This window comes from Streptomyces iakyrus, assembly GCF_000717055.1.
In the GTDB taxonomy this organism is placed as follows: domain Bacteria; phylum Actinomycetota; class Actinomycetes; order Streptomycetales; family Streptomycetaceae; genus Streptomyces; species Streptomyces iakyrus.
This window is the reverse complement of the sequence record NZ_JNXI01000009.1, coordinates 229961-247141: the sequence shown is the minus strand read 5'-3', so window position 1 is coordinate 247141 and position 17181 is coordinate 229961. Positions and strand designations below refer to the sequence as shown.

The 17181-nt window shown below is 72.3% G+C and carries 15 protein-coding genes and 1 pseudogene; 10 read left to right on the top strand and 6 right to left on the bottom strand.

Going from position 1 to position 17181, the window contains the following annotated elements; genetic code table 11:
- Positions 1 to 362: 362 nt before the first annotated feature.
- From OO68_RS16595 to OO68_RS16585, 4 genes are all read left to right on the top strand, one after another.
- Positions 363 to 662: a DUF4229 domain-containing protein gene (locus OO68_RS16595; RefSeq protein WP_033309104.1), complete on the top strand. Its 300-nt coding sequence runs from the start codon at positions 363 to 365 to the stop codon at positions 660 to 662.
- Positions 663 to 802: 140 nt separating this feature from the next.
- Entirely contained in the window at positions 803 to 904 is a 102-nt protein-coding gene (locus OO68_RS48485; RefSeq protein WP_329503596.1) for a putative leader peptide, read from the top strand.
- 70 nt (positions 905 to 974) lie between these two features.
- A complete protein-coding gene (locus OO68_RS16590; protein ID WP_033309103.1) occupies positions 975 to 2285 on the top strand; it encodes a dicarboxylate/amino acid:cation symporter in 1311 nt (436 codons plus the stop codon).
- A gap of 97 nt (positions 2286 to 2382) precedes the next feature.
- Entirely contained in the window at positions 2383 to 3048 is a 666-nt protein-coding gene (locus tag OO68_RS16585) for a TetR/AcrR family transcriptional regulator (RefSeq protein ID WP_033309102.1), read from the top strand.
- Here the strand turns inward: OO68_RS16585 and OO68_RS16580 are convergent.
- The gene (locus OO68_RS16580) at positions 3036 to 3887 is read right to left on the bottom strand and encodes a MaoC family dehydratase (protein WP_033309101.1); all 852 of its coding nucleotides are present in this window, start codon (positions 3885 to 3887) and stop codon (positions 3036 to 3038) included. The two genes, OO68_RS16585 and OO68_RS16580, sit on opposite strands and share 13 nt — an antisense overlap.
- A complete protein-coding gene (locus OO68_RS16575) occupies positions 3887 to 5191 on the bottom strand; it encodes a 3-oxoacyl-ACP reductase (RefSeq protein ID WP_033309100.1) in 1305 nt (434 codons plus the stop codon). The genes OO68_RS16580 and OO68_RS16575 overlap by 1 nt, the downstream gene beginning before the upstream one ends.
- 94 nt (positions 5192 to 5285) lie before the next feature.
- Here OO68_RS16575 and OO68_RS16570 point away from each other — a divergent pair, with 94 nt between their 5' ends.
- The 4 genes from OO68_RS16570 (at position 5286) to kstD (ending at position 11966) form a co-directional block, all read left to right on the top strand.
- Positions 5286 to 6569 (top strand): acetyl-CoA C-acetyltransferase, encoded by a 1284-nt coding sequence (locus OO68_RS16570; RefSeq protein WP_033309099.1) that lies wholly within the window; start codon positions 5286 to 5288, stop codon positions 6567 to 6569.
- 199 nt (positions 6570 to 6768) lie between these two features.
- Positions 6769 to 8730 carry an AMP-dependent synthetase/ligase gene (locus OO68_RS16565; protein WP_051814676.1) on the top strand — a complete coding sequence of 654 codons (1962 nt, stop codon included), beginning with the start codon at positions 6769 to 6771 and terminating at the stop codon, positions 8728 to 8730.
- Between the two features lie 152 nt (positions 8731 to 8882).
- Positions 8883 to 9959 (top strand): sugar ABC transporter substrate-binding protein, encoded by a 1077-nt coding sequence (locus OO68_RS16560; RefSeq protein WP_106974355.1) that lies wholly within the window; start codon positions 8883 to 8885, stop codon positions 9957 to 9959.
- A gap of 225 nt (positions 9960 to 10184) precedes the next feature.
- Positions 10185 to 11966 (top strand): 3-oxosteroid 1-dehydrogenase, encoded by a 1782-nt coding sequence (gene kstD, locus OO68_RS16555; protein WP_051814671.1) that lies wholly within the window; start codon positions 10185 to 10187, stop codon positions 11964 to 11966.
- A gap of 127 nt (positions 11967 to 12093) precedes the next feature.
- On the opposite strand, the gene OO68_RS16550 is transcribed toward kstD, so the two are convergent.
- The 3 genes from OO68_RS16550 to OO68_RS16540 all read right to left on the bottom strand — a co-directional run bounded on the left by OO68_RS16550 (position 12094) and on the right by OO68_RS16540 (position 13327).
- Positions 12094 to 12747 carry a class I SAM-dependent methyltransferase gene (locus OO68_RS16550; protein WP_033309097.1) on the bottom strand — a complete coding sequence of 218 codons (654 nt, stop codon included), beginning with the start codon at positions 12745 to 12747 and terminating at the stop codon, positions 12094 to 12096.
- Between the two features lie 44 nt (positions 12748 to 12791).
- On the bottom strand, positions 12792 to 13013 hold the full coding sequence (locus OO68_RS45485; RefSeq protein WP_033309096.1) for a hypothetical protein: 222 nt from the start codon (positions 13011 to 13013) through the stop codon (positions 12792 to 12794).
- Positions 13014 to 13123: 110 nt separating this feature from the next.
- Positions 13124 to 13327: a cold-shock protein gene (locus OO68_RS16540; RefSeq protein ID WP_003992177.1), complete on the bottom strand. Its 204-nt coding sequence runs from the start codon at positions 13325 to 13327 to the stop codon at positions 13124 to 13126.
- Positions 13328 to 13648: 321 nt separating this feature from the next.
- On the opposite strand from OO68_RS16540, the gene OO68_RS16535 reads away from it, so the two are divergent.
- Together OO68_RS16535 and OO68_RS42310 are read left to right on the top strand one after the other, a co-directional pair.
- Entirely contained in the window at positions 13649 to 14497 is an 849-nt protein-coding gene (locus OO68_RS16535) for a menaquinone biosynthetic enzyme MqnA/MqnD family protein (protein WP_033309095.1), read from the top strand.
- A gap of 94 nt (positions 14498 to 14591) precedes the next feature.
- Positions 14592 to 16615 (top strand): annotated as a pseudogene (locus OO68_RS42310) (serine/threonine-protein kinase).
- Here the strand turns inward: OO68_RS42310 and OO68_RS16525 are convergent.
- The gene (locus OO68_RS16525; protein ID WP_033309094.1) at positions 16530 to 17153 is read right to left on the bottom strand and encodes a hypothetical protein; all 624 of its coding nucleotides are present in this window, start codon (positions 17151 to 17153) and stop codon (positions 16530 to 16532) included. The pseudogene OO68_RS42310 and the gene OO68_RS16525 overlap by 86 nt on opposite strands.
- Between the last annotated feature and the right edge of the window lie 28 nt (positions 17154 to 17181).

Here is a 17181-nt window from a genome sequence, read left to right as displayed (position 1 = left end):
AGGTACTTGAGCCGGTCACGGACCGCGATCCCGGAAGGGCCGGGCACCACGAACGGCGCTCCGATCTTCCGCAGGCCGCTCAAACCCTCACCCCCGTCCCGCGCCGGTTGACCCATCCCTCAGCGCGTTCAACGACCCCCATCCGAGAAGGTCACGCATTCGACAGGGGAACTGTCGTTCACGCGCAGGAGGTCGCACCGTCCGCAGCCCGGACACTCACTCATGCGCACCTGAACACGCCTATGCACAGTCAGCCGCCAGCAGTTCACAACCCCCGTGCAAGATCGGCCCCTCGGCGTGTTTCACTGGACGGTGCCCCTTTGGGTGCGTTCCGACCGTTCGAACCGGAAGAGTGGATTGAGATGCTCCGCTACACGCTGATGCGCCTCGGAATCTTCGTGGGCTGCCTCGTGGTCGTCTGGGGCGCTGTCTACACCGGCATCGCCCCGCGCGGGCTCGGCAACAGCAACGGGCTGTGGATCGTGGCCCTCGCCCTGCTCATCTCCGCGCCGATCAGCCTGGTCGTGCTGCGCAAGGAGCGGGACCGGGCGTCGGTCCAGGTCGCGCAGCGGGTCGACCGGATGAAGGCCAACCTGGACGCGAACCGCGGCCAGGAGGACGTGGCCGACGACACCGCCCGGGCCCAGGGGCAGACCTCGTAAGGTCCCTCACACGCGTTCCGGCGCCCCGTTTCCGTACATGCTCGGAAACGGGGCGCTTTGCGTTGTATGGGTGTGTGTGCGTCGTCACCTGTCAAAGCCAGGCTTTGGGGTGCTCAAAGTTCAGGTGTTAAGGTCGTTGTATGAAGTCAGCAGTCGCGCCCCACTCGCCCCTGAGCGTTCCGCTCGTGGCGCGGCTGCACGTGGATCTCTGTCGGTGCGCGTCCGCTTTCTGTCGTCCCTGACGTAACGCAACCCCCCGTCGTCTCCCACGTCAGTCCCCCCGTTACGCGTCCCCCCAACGGAGTCAGTCGCGTGTCCTCACGTCTGAAATTCTTCAAGGTGCCCTTCTGGGCCCAGATACTCGCCGGTCTCGTCCTGGGTGTGTTCCTCGGCTGGCTCGCCCGCAACCAGGATCTGTCCTGGCTGGTCACGACCCTGGAGAAGGTCGGCGACACCTTCATCGGCCTGCTGAAGCTGGCCGTCGCCCCGCTCGTCTTCTTCGCGATCCTGGTCTCGATCACCAACCTGCGGAAGGTCAACAACGCGGCCCGCCTGGCCTCGCGCACCCTCCTCTGGTTCATGATCACGTCGCTGATCGCGGTCAGCATCGGCCTGATCATCGGCCTGGTCACCAACCCTGGTGCCGGCACCGGCCTCACGCCGAAGGACGGCGGGAAGCCCGAGACCACCGGTTCCTGGATCGACTTCCTGACCGGCATCGTCCCGACCGACGTCATCACGCCGTTCACCCAGCTGAACGTGCTCCAGATCGTCTTCATGGCCGCCGTCGCCGGTATCGCCGCGCTCCAGCTCGGCGAGAAGGCCCAGCCGATCCTCACCCTCAGCGAGTCGGTCCTCAGCCTGCTCCAGAAGGCGCTGTGGTGGGTCATCCGGCTCGCCCCGATCGGCACGATCGGCCTCATCGGCTACGCCATCGCCACCTACGGCTGGGACCTGATCGGCAAGTACGCGACGTTCACCGCCGACATCTACGTCGGCTGCCTCATCGTGATGTTCGGTGTCTACCCGACGCTGCTCGCGACCGTCGCCAAGGTCAACCCGGTCCAGTTCTTCAAGGGTGCCTGGCCCGCGATCCAGCTGGCCTTCGTCTCCCGCTCCTCGGTCGGCACCATGCCGCTGACGCAGAAGGTCACCGAGCGGCTCGGAGTGCCGAAGGAGTACGCCTCCTTCGCCGTGCCGTTCGGCGCCACGACCAAGATGGACGGCTGCGCCGCGATCTACCCGGCCATCGCCGCGATCTTCGTCGCCCAGATCTTCGACATCCAGCTGGGCGTCGGCGACTACCTGCTGATCGCGTTCGTCTCGGTGGTCGGCTCCGCCGCCACGGCCGGCCTCACCGGCGCGACGGTCATGCTGACCCTCACCCTGTCCACCCTCGGCCTGCCGATGGAGGGCGTGGGCCTGCTCCTCGCGATCGACCCGATCCTGGACATGATCCGCACCGCGACCAACGTCGCCGGGCAGGCGCTGATCCCGGTGCTGGTCTCCTCCCGCGAGAACCTGCTCGACCGCGACGCCTACGCCACGGCCGACGGTTCCTCCCTGGACGAGCCGGCCGACGAGCCCCGCGACAAGGCCGAGCCGGTCCCCGCGACCGCCTGACGGCCGGCCCGGCATCGAGAGCTCGACGGGCCCCCTGGGCGGTCCTTCCCCGGTTCACCGGGCGAGGGCCCTCCAGGGGGCCCGTACGCTAAGCGGTATGGGTGCCGTGAAGACCAAGCGGATGCCGCGCGCGGTCCGTGAACAGCAGATGCTGGACGCCGCCGTGCAGATCTTCGGCCAACGGGGCTACATGGCCGCGTCGATGGACGAGATCGCCGAACTGGCCGGCGTGTCCAAGCCGTTGGTGTATCTGTACCTCAACTCGAAGGAAGACCTCTTCACCGCCTGCATCCGCCGGGAGGCGGGGGCCCTCGTCGAGGCGGTACGGGCCGGGGTCCGCCGCGACCTGCCGGCCGACCGGCAACTGTGGGAAGGCCTCGGCGCCTTCTTCGCGCACACCGGCGAGAACCCGGACGCGTGGTCCGTCCTGCACCTCCAGGCCCGTACCCACGGCGAGCCGTTCGCCGCCGAGGTCACCGCGATGCGCGAGGAGATCGTCGCGTTCGTGACCCAGCTGATCCTCGCCGGGGCCCGCGAGGCCCACCGCGACCCCGACCTCCCCGAGCGCGAGGTCGCCGGACTGGCCGAGGCCCTGGTCGGCGCCGCCGAGTCGCTCGCCGCCTGGGCCAACGCCACCCCGGGCGTCACCGCCCGGCAGGCCGCCGCCACCCTGATGAACTTCGCCTGGGCGGGCCTCGGCGACCTCATGGCGGGGCGGCCCTGGGCACCCCCGGAGGAGCCGCCGGGCCCTCACGTCGGATAGACGTCCCCCGCCACGTGGACCCGGTCCTCCGGGCCGCGCAGTTCGAACCGGCCGTCCCGCGCCGCGTACGTCACCGTTCCGGGCAGCAGGACCGGTGCCCGGAACTCTGCGCGCAGATGGCAGTGCTGGGGGACGCCGTGCGCGGCCAGGCAGCGGGCCACGGTCCACATGCCGTGCGCGATGGCGCGGGGGAAGCCGAACAGGCGGGCCGTGAGCGGGTGCAGGTGGATCGGGTTGCGGTCCCCTGAGGCGGCCCCGTAGCGGCGCCCCACATCCCCGGCGAGCCGCCACTCGTCGACCGGCGGCAGCGGTGTGCGCGCCTCCGGCTCCCGGGGCACCGCGGCCGGCCGGTCCGTGCGGTGCCGGGCCAGGTACGTGCTCCTCGACTCCCAGACGACGGCACCGCCGCGGCGCACCTCGGTGACGACCGTGGCTTCCGTGCCGCGCCGGTGCGGGACCAACCCCTCGACGTGCACCGATAGTTCGTAGCTGCCGCCGGGAGACATCCGCTCGTGCCGGGTGACGGTGATCGACGTGTGGACGAGGCCGAGCAGCGGCAGCGGGAAGTCCCGGCCGCTCAACAGCCGCATGGCCAGCGGGAACCCGAGCACGTGCGGATACGTCACCGGCAGCGCGTCCTCCCCGACGGGGAACCCGCAGACCCGCTCGTACGCCGCGAGCCGCGCGAGGTCGACACGCACGCCGGGCAGGACGAGCCGGGTGCGGGGGAACTCCGCCTCGGAACGGGGGCGTTTGAAGGGGGAGAGCACAGCGCCGCGGGCCAGGAGCGGGGCGAGGGCGGGAGGCCCGGTGAGGACGAGGGCGTCGGGGCCGGTCATCACGCCCCCAGCAGGCTCTGGCCGCAGACGCGGACGACCTGGCCGTTGACCGCCCCCGAGGCCGGGTGGGCCAGCCAGGCGGTGGTCTCGGCGACATCGGCCGGGAGACCGCCCTGCGCGAGGGAGTTCATCCGGCGGCCCGCCTCGCGGATGAACAGCGGGACGGCGGCCGTCATCCTCGTCTCGATGAAGCCCGGCGCGACCGCGTTGACCGTCACGCCGTGCTCTGCCAGCGCGCGCGGCGCGAGGGAGCGGACCAGGCCGACGACGCCCGCCTTGCTCGCCCCGTAGTTGGTCTGGCCGGCGTTGCCCGCGAGCCCCGCGATCGAGGCGGTGGCGACGACCCGGCCGCCGCGCTTCAGCGTCCCGTCCTTGAGCAGGGCGTCCGTGGTGCGCAGCACGCTCGCCAGGTTCACTTCGAGGACGGAGATCCAGCGTTCGGACGGCATGTTCACCAGGCGCCGGTCGCGGGTGATGCCCGCGTTGTGGATCAGCAGGTCCAGGCCGTCGGGCAGGGCCTCGGCGATCCGCGCGCCCGCGTCGGCGGACGTCACGTCGAGCAGCAGCGCGGTGCCGCCGAGCCGGTCGGCAACCCGCCGGGCGTCCTGCTCGGCCTGCGGCACGTCGAGGACGACGACCCGGGCACCGTCCCGCGCGAGGGTCTCGGCGACCGCCTCACCGATGCCCCGGGCGGCGCCGGTGACCAGGGCGGTGCGGCCGGCCAGGGGGCGGTCCCAGTCGGGCGGAGGGGCCTCCTGGGGTGTCCCCACCTCGATCACCTGCCCGCTGACGTAGGCCGACTTGGGCGACAGCAGGAAGCGCAGGGTCGACTCCGCGGCGGCCGCGTCCGTGAGCCGGACCAGGTTCACCGTCCTGCCCCGGCCGATCTCCTTGCCGAGGGAGCGGGTGAACCCCTCCAGGGCCTGCTGGGCCGCGGCCTGGTGGTGGTCGGCCGGGTCGAGGGGCGCGCCGAGCACCACCACGCGCCCGCTCGGAGCGACCGACCGTACGACCGGATGCAGGGCGGCATGCACCTCGGCCAGGGCCTCCACGTCCCGCACCCCGGTCGCGTCCAGGACGACGGCCGCCGCACGGCCGGAACCGGCCGGGCCCATCCCGGTGCGGGCCAGGACCGGGGCCAGGTCGAGCCCGGACCTGCCGGCGGTGAGGTGGCGGAGGCCGCCGTCGAGAGCGGGCCGCTCGGGGGACCAGCGGGTCAGCGCCGCCGGCTGGGGCAGGCCGAGCCGGCGGGTGAGGAAGCGGCCGGGTCCGGTGGCGGTGAAGCTCAGATAGCGGTCGGCCATGGTGACTCCCAGCTCGGATGACTGCTCACACTTGCTTACTCTGGAGTAAGGTTACCGTAGGTAAGGCTACGTCACAGGCGAGGAGCGGGTCGAGATGAGCCCCCAGAAGATGTCGGTGCGGCGCGTGGCGGTCGTCGGCGGAGCGCGCATTCCCTTCGCCCGCTCCGACGGCCCCTACGCCACCGCCTCCAACCAGCAGATGCTCACCGCCGCCCTCGACGGCCTGGTCGAGCGGTACGGACTCCAGGGGCCGGGCGCGGTCGGCGAGTTCGTCGCCGGGGCCGTGCTCAAGCACGCCCGCGACTTCAACCTCGCCCGCGAGACCGTCCTCGGCTCCGGCCTCCATCCGAGCACCCCCGCCTACGACATCCAGCAGGCCTGCGGCACCGGCCTCCAGGCCGTCATCGCCGCCGCCAACAAGATCGCCCTCGGCCAGACGGACTCCGCCGTCGCGGGCGGCGCCGACACGGCCAGCGACGCACCCCTCGGCGTCAACGATTCCCTGCGGCACATCCTCCTGGAGGTCCGCCGGGCGAAGTCGCCGGGCGCCCGCCTCAAGGCCCTGGCGAAGATGCGCCCCGGCCACCTCGTCCCCGACATCCCGCGCAACGCCGAGCCACGCACCGGCCTGTCCATGGGCGAACACGCCGCCGTCACCGCCCGCGCCTGGGGCATCCCCCGCGAGGCGCAGGACCGGCTCGCCGCCACCAGTCACCAGCGGCTGGCGGCGGCGTACGAACGCGGCTTCTTCCAGGACCTGGTGGTCCCGTTCCATGGCCTGGCCCGCGACCAGAACCTGCGCCCGGACTCGACCGTGGAGAAACTCGCGTCCCTGAAGCCGGTGTTCGGGCTCGGCCATCCCGACCCGACCATGACGGCCGGGAACTCCACCCCGCTGACGGACGGCGCCGCCACCGTCCTGCTGGCGAGCGAGGAGTGGGCCCGCGAACGCGGCCTGGAGCCGCTGGCGTACCTCACCGCGTACGAGACGGCCGCCGTCGACTTCGTGGGCGGCGACGTGGCCGGCGGCGAGGACGGACTGCTCATGGCGCCCGCGTACGCCGTCCCGCGCATGCTGGGGCGGGCCGGCCTCGGCCTGGACGACTTCGACCTCGTCGAGATCCACGAGGCGTTCGCCTCCCAGGTGCTGGCGACCCTCGCCGCCTGGGAGAAGCGGGGCCTCGGCACCGTGGACCGCGCCCGCCTGAACGTCGCCGGCTCCTCCCTCGCGACCGGCCACCCCTTCGCCGCCACCGGGACCCGGATCGTCGCCACCCTGGCCAAGCTCCTCGCCGAACGGGACGCCCCCGCCCGCGGCCTGATCTCCGTCTGCGCGGCGGGCGGGCAGGGGGTGACGGCGATCCTGGAACGGGCCTGAGAGCGACGGGCGCGCGGAACCTGAAGAACCCTCACGTACCCCCCGAGATTGCACAGGCCTGGCTCCGGACCATCCCCGAATTCGCACAAACCCGCCACGTGAGCGCCGTACGATCCCGTTCCTACCGTCAGTAACCCCTTACGGATGTCTCAGGGGGATTGAGCCGGTTGAGCGCCTCGGCGTGCGAGGCACGTACGTCATGCAGCAAGCAGTCCTTCGCTGCACGCCCCAGGAGCCGCCCGTGTCCACTGCGTATCCCTCCTCCGCCTACGGCGACGCGTACGGAGGACCGGTCCTGGTCGAACCCGAGGTGCGGCGCCTGGACGGGGCGGTACGGGAGGCCTCCGTACCGCCGCTGGCCCCGCCGTGGACGCACGGGTCGCTCGCCGACCTGCCCTTCGACAACGCGAACGCGCATCCCGATGCCGTGGTGCTCAGCCGCAAGGACGCCGAAGGGCGCTGGGGTGACGTCACGGCGGCACAGTTCGCCGAGCAGGTGCGGGCCGTGGCCAAGGGCCTGGTCGCCGAGGGCCTGATGCCGGGCGACCGGGTCGCCGTGATGGCCCGCACGATCTACGAGTGGACGGTCCTGGACTTCGCCGCCTGGGCGGCCGGGCTCGTCACCGTCCCCGTCTACCCCACCTCCTCCGTCTTCCAGGCCCGCTGGATCCTCCAGGACTCCGGAGCGGTCGCCCTGATCACCGAGACCGCCGCGCAGGCCGCCGCCCTCGGCCCCGAGCGCGAACGCCTGCCCGACCTCCGGCACATGTGGATCGTGGAGAAGGGCCACGTGGACCGGCTCGCCGAAGCCGGCGCGCACCTGCCCGACCAGGAGGTCGGGGTGCGGCGGGGCATGCTCGGCCCCGACACCCTCGCCACCCTCGTCTACACCTCGGGCACCACCGGACGCCCCAAGGGCTGCGCGCTCACCCACGGCAACTTCTTCGCCGAGGTCGACAACGCCATCGAGCTGCTCTACCCCGTCTTCCGGGCGAAGACCAGCGAAGAGGCCTCGGTCCTGCTGTTCCTGCCGATGTCCCACGTCTTCGGCCGCATGGTGGCGATCGCCTGCGTCCGGGCCCGCGTCCGGCTGGGCCACGCCCCCAGCATCAAGGCCGACCGGCTGCTCCCGGACCTGGCCGGCTTCCGGCCGACCTGCCTGATCGCCATCCCCTACATGCTGGAGAAGGTCTTCAACTCGGCCCGTGCCAAGGCCGAGGCGGGCGGCCGGGTCTCCTCGTTCGACCGTGCGGCGGCCGTGGCACAGCGCTACGGAGAGGCCCTGGAGGCCCAGCAGACGGGCACCGGCCCCGGCCCCTCCCGCGCCCTCAAGACCGCCCGCGCCTTCTACGACCCCCTGGTCTACCGCCGCATCCGCAACGCCATGGGCGGCAGGGTCCGCTACGCCATCTGCGGCGGCTCCCCGCTCGGCAGCCGCCTGGCGGCCTTCTACGCGGGAGCCGGCATCGAGATCTTCGAGGGCTACGGCCTGACCGAGACCACCGGCGCGAGCACCGTCACCCCGCCCCTGAAACCCCGGCTGGGCACCGTCGGCTGGCCGCTGCCCGGCACCCGCGTCCGCATCGCCGCCGACGGCGAGATCCTCGTCGGCGGCGACCACGTGCTGCGCGGCTACTGGGACCCGCAGGCCGGGGGTGTCGTCCCCGCCGCCCCCGACGGCTGGCTCGCCACCGGCGACCTCGGCGAACTGGACGACGAGGGCTACCTGACGATCACCGGCCGCAAGAAGGAGATGCTCATCACCGCGGGCGGCAAGTCCGTCGCCCCGGCCCCGCTGGAGAACTGGCTGCGCTCCCACCCGCTGATCTCCCAGTGCCTCGTCCTGGGCGACGGCCGCCCCTTCGTCTCGGCGCTGATCACCCTCGACCCGGACGGCATCACGCACTGGCGCCAGATGAACGGCAAACACCCGGTCCCCGCCACGCTCCTCGTCGACGACGAGGAACTGCGCGCCGTCCTCCAGCGCGCCGTCGACGAGGCCAACAAGATGGTCTCCCGCCCGGAGTCCATCCGCCGCTTCGCCATCCTCCCCGAGGACTTCACCGAGGAGGCGGGCCACCTGACCCCGTCGATGAAGCTCCGCCGGGAGGCCGTGCTGCGCGCGTTCGCGACGGAAGTGGAGGGCCTGTACACGCGGTGAGGCACCTTTGCGATCTCTTCACACGTGCTTATTGACGACGCACGGCGTCTGCCCGTTGGCTTTCGACCACCTCGTCACGATGCTCCCCCCATCGGAAGGCACCACCAGTGATAGCGCGCAACACCCGTCAGGCCGCCGTGCGGCACGTCTCCATGGCCCTGGCGGTCTCCGTATCGGCCCTGTCCCTCGCCGCCTGCGGCGACGGCGGGAGTGACGACACCGCCGCGAAGAAGGGCAACGACATCACGGTGGGCCTGCTGCTGCCCGACCGGGACACGGCACGCTTCGAGAAGTTCGACTACCCGCTGATCAAGCAGGAGGTCGCCTCCCTCACGGAGAACCAGGGCAAGGTCCGCTACGCCAACGCCGAGGCCAGCGTCACCAGACAGAGCCGGCAGTTCCAGCAGATGATCGCCGACAAGGTCGACGTCATCCTCGTCGACGCCCTGAACTCCAAGACCATCGCCCCGGACGTCCAGAAGGCCAAGGACGCCGGCATCCCGGTCATCGCCTACGACCGGCTCGCCGAGGGCCCGATCGACGCCTACGTCTCCCACGACAACGAACTCGTCGGACAGGTGCAGGGCCGCGCCATCGTCGGGGAGCTCGGCGACAAGGCCGAGAAGAGCAAGGTCGTCATGATGAACGGCGACCCCGGCGACCCGAACACGGCACGGTTCAAGGACGGCGCGCTGAGCGAGCTCCAGGGCCAGGTGAACATCGTCAAGGAGTACGACACCAAGGAGTGGAAGCCCGCGATCGCCAAGCAGCACATGAAGGAGGCGATCCAGGCGGTCGGGCTGAACGACATCGCCGCCGTCTACTCGGCCAACGACGGCATGGCGGGCGCCGTCATCGAGGCGCTGCAGGAGGCCGGAGCCACGAAGATGCCGCCGGTGACCGGGCAGGACGCCAACCTCGACGCGGTGCAGCGGGTCGTGTCCGGCGAGCAGTACATGACCGTGTACAAGTCCTTCCTGCTGGAGGCGACCAACGCCGCGAAGATCGCGGTGGCCAAGGTGCAGGGCCGTGCGATCGAGTTCGCCGCGCTGACCCGGGAGACCGTCGACAGCCCCACGCAGAAGGGCACCCCGGCGATGCTGGTGCCGGTGGTCGCCCTCACCAAGGACAACATCAAGGAGACGGTGATCACGGACGGCGTGTACAGCGTGAAGGACATCTGCACGTCCAAGTACCGGGCGGACTGCGCGGCGATCGGGCTGGAGTAGCGGAGACGGGGGCGCCGGAGCCGGGTCGGCGCGTTCCTCCTCGTCGGCGGCTGCGGGCTGAAGGTGGCCGATCGCGCAGTTCCCCGCGCCCCTGAAAGAAGGGCGTTGCCCCGCCGTAGGGTGCGGGTGGTGGACGCGGGGTGGGTGCCGCACGGGTCTTGACTTCGCAAGGCCCCCGCGCGACATTCCCCACCCCTTACGCGTTCTCGTCGGGCTGGAGCGGCCATGACCCCTCGCACGGACACCGCAGGACCTGCCGAAGGCCCGTCCCGAAGACGACTGCTGGCCGGGGCTGCCGGTGCCGGTCTCGCGGTCGCCGCGGGCGTTCAACAGGGCGCCCGGGCAGCCGACTTACCCCCGCTCGGCACCTACGACGTCGTCGTCATCGGCTCCGGCGCCGCGGGCATGACCGCCGCGCTGACCGCCGCGCGCCAGGGCCTGAGCTGTGTGGTCGTGGAGAAGGCGCCGACCTTCGGCGGCTCGGCCGCCCGCTCCGGCGCCGGAATCTGGATCCCCAACAACTCCGTCATCCTCGCGGCCGGCGTCCCGGACACCCCCGCGAAGGCCGCCGCCTACCTCGCCGCCGTCGTCGGCCCGGAGGTCCCCGCCGACCGGCAGCGTGCCTTCCTCGCCCACGGCCCGGCCACGATCTCCTTCGTCATGGCGAACAGCCCGCTCCGGTTCCGCTGGATGGAGGGCTACAGCGACTACTACCCCGAGCTGCCCGGCGGCCTGCCGAACGGCCGCTCCATCGAGCCCGACCAGTTCGACGGCAACCTCCTGGGGCCCGAGCTGGCGCACCTGAACCCGCCGTACATGGACGTCCCCGCCGGCATGGTCGTCTTCAGCGCCGACTACAAGTGGGTCGCCCTGGCCGCCGTGAACGCCCGGGGCACGGCCGTCGCCGCCCAGTGCCTCGCCCGCGGCACGAAGGCGGCGACGCTCGGCCAGAAGCCCCTGACGATGGGCCAGGCACTGGCGGCGGGCCTGCGCGCGGGCCTGCGCTCGGCCGGCGTCCCCGTCTGGCTGAACACGCCCCTGACGGACCTGCACGTCGAGAACGGCACGGTCACGGGAGCCGTCGTCATGCGCGACGGCGCTCCCGGCCTGGTCCGCGCCCGCCGGGGCGTGATCGTCGGCTCCGGCGGCTTCGAGCACAACGCCGCGATGCGGGAACGCTTCCAGCGGCAGCCCATCGGCACGCAGTGGACCGTCGGGGCGAAGGAGAACACCGGCGACGGCATCCGGGCGGGGGAGCGGCTGGGCGCGGCGCTCGACCTGATGGAGGACGCGTGGTGGGGCCCGGCGATCCCGATCCCCGGACAGCCGTATTTCTGCCTCGCCGAACGCACCCTGCCCGGCGGGCTGCTGGTCAACGGCTCCGGCCGGCGCTTCGTCAACGAGGCCGCGCCCTACAGCGACGTCGTGCACACCATGTACGACGTCCACGACACCGACCCGGCCATTCCGTGCTGGCTGATCACCGACCAGAACTACCGCAACCGGTACCTCTTCAAGGACGTCCTGCCGACGCTGCCCTTCCCCGCCTCCTGGTACGACTCCGGGGCGGCGCACAAGGAGTGGACCCTGGACGCGCTGGCGGCCTCCATCGGCGTCCCCGCGGCGGCCCTGCGCACCAGCGTGAACCGCTTCAACGCCCAGGCACGGCAAGGCGAGGACCCCGACTTCCACCGGGGCGACAGCGCCTACGACCACTACTACACCGACCCGTCCGTCCTCCCGAACTCCTGCCTGGCACCCCTCTGGCTCCCCCCGTACCACGCCTTCCGCATCGTCCCCGGCGACCTCGGCACCAAGGGCGGCCTCCGCACGGACGCCCGGGCCCGGGTCCTGCGCGAGGACGGCTCGGTCATCCCCGGCCTCTACGCGGCGGGAAACGCCAGCGCGGCGGTGATGGGCCACAGCTACGCGGGCGCGGGCTCGACGATCGGCCCGGCCATGACGTTCGGGTACATCGCGGCGCGGGACATCGCGGGGGTGCTGTAGCGGTCGGGGGCCGTCCGGAGGGACCGGCCGAGCGTGAGCCGGTCGTGGTGCGCCTGGGGGCATCCGCGGCCGGTCGCGGGGCCACCCGGGGCGTCGCGCGTGGGGCTGCGGCGATGCCCCGGGCGGTTCAGTCCCCCGGCTTGCGGGCCACGAGGCTCGCCTGGGCGACCGGCTCGCCCCGCGTCTCGTCGGGCTCTCGTACGGTCGTGGCGCGGACGGTGAAGCCGGCGCTGCCCAGCAGGGCGGCGATGCGCTCCGGGCGGCCGCGGCGGAAGGTCAGGGACACGTCGTGTCCGAAGGCCTCCTCGTAGCGGCGGTGCTCGTCCCCGGACTGGAAGCCGAGGAGCAGATGCCCGCCGGGGCGCAGTACGCGGTGGAAACCGGCGAAGAGCGCGGGCAGGTGCTCCTCGGGGGTGTGGATGATCGAGTACCAGGACACGACGCCGTCGAGCGAGGAGTCCGGCAGGTCGAGCTCCAGCATGGAGCCCCGTACGAACCGCAGGCCCGGGTTCTCGCGGCGGGCGATCGCGAGCATCGACTCCGACAGGTCAAGACCGAACACCGACAGCCCCTGGGACGCCAGGTACGCCGTCACCCGCCCGGGCCCGCACCCCAGGTCGGCGACCTCGCCCCCCGCACCCACGAGCCCCGCGAAACCGTGGAGCACGCCCCGGTCCAGGGGCGTCCCCGGACGCAGATCGCCGAAGGCGGCGGCGTACTCCTCGGCGACGGTGTCGTAGAAGACGCGGGTCTCGGTCACGAAGACAGGGGTGTCGGTCATGGCCGTAGACCCTAGGCCGTTCGGGGCCCGGGGTGGCGCCGTCGTCAGGGGCGGCCCCGCCGGGCGCCGATACCCACACCCGCTCCGATCGCCGTGCCGAAACCGAGGCCCAGGGCCAGGCCCAGGGCGAGGTCGTCGAAGACGGTCATGCCGAGCACGAGCCCTATGGCCGTGCCGAGGGACAGGCCGACCGACACGCCTGTGGCCATGGCCTTGTCGGCGGGCGTGCCGCCGGCCTCCCCGCTGTTCTCCTGGTCTTTCCGCATCCGCCCATCGTCCCACGGCAGGAATTCGCCGGGAATTCACCGTCCGGCCAGGCCCGGAAAGGGCAGGAGCCCCGTCGCCTTGCGGCGCGGGGCTCCTTGGGTACTACAAATCAGACCGGCGTGACGTTCTCCGCCTGCGGGCCCTTCGGACCCTGCGTGACGTCGAAAGACACCTGCTGGTTCTCCTCGAGCGAGCGGAAGCCGCTCGCGTTGATCGCGGAGTAGTGGACGAAGACGTCGGGGCCGCCGCCCTCCTGGGCGATGAAACCAAAGCCCTTTTCGGCGTTGAACCACTTCACGGTTCCGGTAGCCATAAGCCCTCCTTGGGCTTCAAAAGGGTTGCCCTGCTCCAGAACCAGCAAGTGTGAAGATGAATTCCGCACAAGTGCATATGTCTGAGAATGACGAGAGCCCGCGGTCACATGCTCCGCAGGCTCTGTACTGCAAGGGAAACCAAACTGCAACTTGCGACGAGCCTAGCACGCAGGCCCCGGAATGCAATAGGGGTCAAGATCACGTCACCCGAATGTTTGAACAACCCTCGGCCGACTGGCGGAGGGGCGCCCGCAACGGGCCCACACCCCGGCGGAGGGGTCGCGCGCCGGTCCGTACGCCGTGAGGGCTAGCCTCACGATGTGGACAATCCTCGCACCCGGCCGCGCGTCGGCCACATCCAGTTCCTGAACTGCCTGCCCCTGTACTGGGGGCTCGCGAGAACAGGCACGCTCCTCGACTTCGAGCTCTCCAAGGACACCCCGGAGAAGCTCAGCGAGAAGCTGGTGCAGGGCGATCTCGACATCGGTCCGATCACCCTCGTCGAGTTCCTCCGGCACGCCGACGACCTGGTCGCCTTCCCCGACATCGCCGTCGGCTGCGACGGCCCGGTCATGTCCTGCGTGATCGTCTCGCAGGTCCCCCTGGACCGGCTGGACGGCGCCCGCGTCGCCCTCGGGTCGACCTCCCGGACCTCCGTCCGCCTCGCCCAGCTGCTCCTCGCCGAGCGCTACGGCGTCCAGCCGGACTACTACACCTGCCCGCCCGACCTCAGCCTGATGATGCAGGAGGCCGACGCCGCCGTCCTCATCGGCGACGCGGCGCTGCGCGCGAACATGCTCGACGGACCGCGCTTCGGCCTGGAGGTGCACGACCTCGGCGCACTGTGGAAGGAGTGGACGGGCCTGCCGTTCGTCTTCGCGGTCTGGGCGGCCCGCCGCGACTACCTGGAGCGCGAGCCGGTGATCACCCGCCGGGTGCACGAGGCCTTCCTGGACTCCCGCAACCTCTCCCTTGAGGAGGTCGGCAAGGTCGCCGAGCAGGCCGCCCGCTGGGAGGCCTTCGACGAGGAGACCCTCGCCCGCTACTTCACGACCCTCGACTTCCGCTTCGGAGACCCGCAGCTCGCGGCGGTCGCCGAGTTCGCCCGGCGCGTCGGCCCGACGACCGGCTTCCCGGCGGACGTGAAGGTGGACCTGCTCCAGCCGTGAGCCGGCCGGTGCTCCCGCACTACTCTGCTGGGGGAGTGCAGGCGTACCGGGACCGGAGCCGTCCCCGCCTGCCCACGGGGGAGGGGTGACGCCCATGCGGCCGCTCGACGTCGACGAACCCACCGTCGTGGGGCCCTACCGGCTGCTCGGCCGGCTGGGCTCCGGCGGCATGGGCCGGGTCTACCTGGGCCGCAGTGCCGGTGGCCGCACGGTCGCCGTGAAGATCGTGCATCCGCACTTCGCGCTGGACGAGGAGTTCCGGGCCCTCCCCCAAGCTCTCGGCTTCGCTCGAGCAGGGGGGACCCCCATCGGCGCGAGGTCGAGGCCGCGCGCCGGGTGGGCGGCGCCTGGACGGCGCCCGTCCTGGACGCGGACCCCGGGGCGCGGGTGCCCTGGGTGGCCACCGCGTACGCCGCCGGCCCGTCCCTGTCGGCCGCGGTCGCCGACGGCGGTCCCCTGCCGGCCCCCACCGTACGGGCGCTGGGCGCGGGCCTCGCCGAGGCGCTGGCGGCGGTGCACGAGCTGGGGCTGGTGCACCGGGACGTGAAGCCGTCGAACGTCCTGCTGACCCTCGACGGCCCGCTGCTGATCGACTTCGGCATCGCCCGGGCCACGGACGGCACGGCGTCCCTCACCTCCACCGGCGTGTCCATCGGCTCGCCCGGCTACATGTCGCCCGAGCAGATCCTGGGCAAGGCCGTCACGGGCGCCGCCGACGTCTTCTCTCTGGGCGCGGTCCTCGCGTACGCGGCGACCGGCCGGCCGCCCTTCCCCGGGGACTCCTCCGCCGCCCTGCTCTACAAGGTCGTCCACGAGGAGCCGGAACTCGGGCTGCTGGACGGGGAGTTGCGGGGCCTGACGGCGCAGTGCCTGGCGAAGGACCCGGCGACCCGGCCCGCCCCGCCTGAGCTGGCCCGCCGACTGGCCCCCGAGGGCGCGGCCCGGCTGGTGGCGGGCGGCTGGCTGCCGGGGGCGCTGGTGGAGCAGGTGAGCCGGAGTGCCGTGCAGTTGCTGAACCTGGAGGTGACGGGGCCGGGGGCGGGTCTGGGACCGGGGGCCGGAGCGCCGTCCGGGCCGGTCGCCTTCAGCAGCCCGTCGGTGGGGGCGCCGGACGCGGCCGGCGGCCCGGGCGAGGGACTCGGGGTGTTCGGGCCGCCGCCGGTGATGCCGGTGGTGTTGCCGGGGGCCGGGGCGTTTGGGGGCGGCGGGGTGCCCGCGGGGGCGGAGGCGTACCAGAATGGGGCCTCTGGGGCATCCGGGGCGTCCGGGGCTTCGGCGAGCTCCGGGGCCGCCGGGGCCGCCGGAGCATCGGGGGCGTCGGCGACGACCGGAGAGCCGGCGACGACCGGGGCGCCGGCGACCACCGGGCCGCCGACGGCGACGGGGGCATCCGCGGCAACCGGTCCGCCCGCGGCGCCGGGGACCTCCGACGAGCCCGGGGCACCCGCCCCCTTCTCCACCGCCGTACCCGAACCCCGGGACGGCGACCATCCGCAGGACGCCGCCCCTGCCTCGGGCCGGCGGCCCGGCAGGGTCACCGTCTCCGTCGCCGCCACGTCCACGCCGGAGGGCGAGAGCGGCGGGCGGGTGCGGAGGCTGAGCTGCTCCGTGGCGCTGGCGGTCGCCGGGGCGATGGCGGCCGTGACGATCGGGTCGGTGTTCGTGTTCGACCTGCTGCCGGGGCGCGGCGGCCAGGACGACGCGGACGCGGGCAGCGGGTCCGACTCCCCTCCGGCGGCGACCGCGAGCTCCGCTCCCTCCACCGACGCGGGACCCGCCACGTACCTCGGCACCTGGGAGGGCCAGGGCGTCGCCCTCGACGGCAGACTGCCCCTCGGCACGTTCCGCCTCACGGTCGAACGGACCGCCGTCGGCCAGGAACTGGGCACCCTCCGCCAGACCGACCCGATCGGCGGCGTCTGCGTCGACGTACTCACCCTGAAGCAGGTGACGAAGACGGAACTCGTCGCGACGTCGGTCGGCGCGAAGACCAACCACAGCGGCTGCAACCCCGCCAAGACGACCGTCCACCTCAAGCCGGTGGGCGACGACCTCCAGTACCGCTCGGAGAGCACGGAGTCGGGGCGGGCTCAGGCCCGGATGTCGAAGGTGCGGTAGGGGGTGTTGCCCTGCGGCTGAGCTTGACCAGCAGGGTGATCAGCAGCGCGGCCGCCGCCAGGGTGCTGACCAGGCCGACGACCCACAACCACGGGTAGTGCACGTGCACCCAGCAGGGCCCGCCCTGGCTGTAGCAGTCGGCGTCCCAGTCGCGGCGCCGCTTGGGGCGTGCGGTCGAGCTGATCACCCCGGCGATCAGGTAGCCCGCGGCGAGCCCCGGCAGGGACGCGGCCGCCCAGGCCAGCGAACGCGGCTTGCTCTTCTTCCAGTCCCAGTTCATCCGGAAAAGCGGCGCCACCCAGGCGAGGAAGACCAGCGGCACCAGAGCGCCGACGGTGCCGGTGAAGGCGTACGCACCGCCGGGCCAGGCCGGAGCGAGGTCGCCCCAGAGCTCGTGGCCCCAGTACGTCTTGAAGAGGACCAGCGGCATCAGCAGGACGACGAAGCCGGGGAGCGCCACGCAGCCCCAAGCACAGCCGTAGTCACCCTTCTTGGTCCCTTCGGTGATCGGCCGCCCCAGCCGGTGCTCGTACCGCAAGGCGGCCCCCGCCGCCTTCCTCCGCTTC

Coding starts and splice junctions, on each gene's coding strand:
- OO68_RS16595 (WP_033309104.1), top strand. CDS start 363: ATGCTCCGCTACACGCTGATGCGCCTCGGAATCTTCGTGGGCTGCCTC.
- OO68_RS45485 (WP_033309096.1), bottom strand. CDS start 13,013: ATGCGGAAAGACCAGGAGAACAGCGGGGAGGCCGGCGGCACGCCCGCC.
- OO68_RS48485 (WP_329503596.1), top strand. CDS start 803: ATGAAGTCAGCAGTCGCGCCCCACTCGCCCCTGAGCGTTCCGCTCGTG.
- OO68_RS16560 (WP_106974355.1), top strand. CDS start 8,883: ATGGCCCTGGCGGTCTCCGTATCGGCCCTGTCCCTCGCCGCCTGCGGC.
- OO68_RS16540 (WP_003992177.1), bottom strand. CDS start 13,327: ATGGCTACCGGAACCGTGAAGTGGTTCAACGCCGAAAAGGGCTTTGGT.
- OO68_RS16550 (WP_033309097.1), bottom strand. CDS start 12,747: ATGACCGACACCCCTGTCTTCGTGACCGAGACCCGCGTCTTCTACGAC.
- kstD (WP_051814671.1), top strand. CDS start 10,185: ATGACCCCTCGCACGGACACCGCAGGACCTGCCGAAGGCCCGTCCCGA.
- OO68_RS16575 (WP_033309100.1), bottom strand. CDS start 5,191: ATGGCCGACCGCTATCTGAGCTTCACCGCCACCGGACCCGGCCGCTTC.
- OO68_RS16580 (WP_033309101.1), bottom strand. CDS start 3,887: ATGACCGGCCCCGACGCCCTCGTCCTCACCGGGCCTCCCGCCCTCGCC.
- OO68_RS16565 (WP_051814676.1), top strand. CDS start 6,769: ATGCAGCAAGCAGTCCTTCGCTGCACGCCCCAGGAGCCGCCCGTGTCC.
- OO68_RS16570 (WP_033309099.1), top strand. CDS start 5,286: ATGAGCCCCCAGAAGATGTCGGTGCGGCGCGTGGCGGTCGTCGGCGGA.
- OO68_RS16585 (WP_033309102.1), top strand. CDS start 2,383: ATGGGTGCCGTGAAGACCAAGCGGATGCCGCGCGCGGTCCGTGAACAG.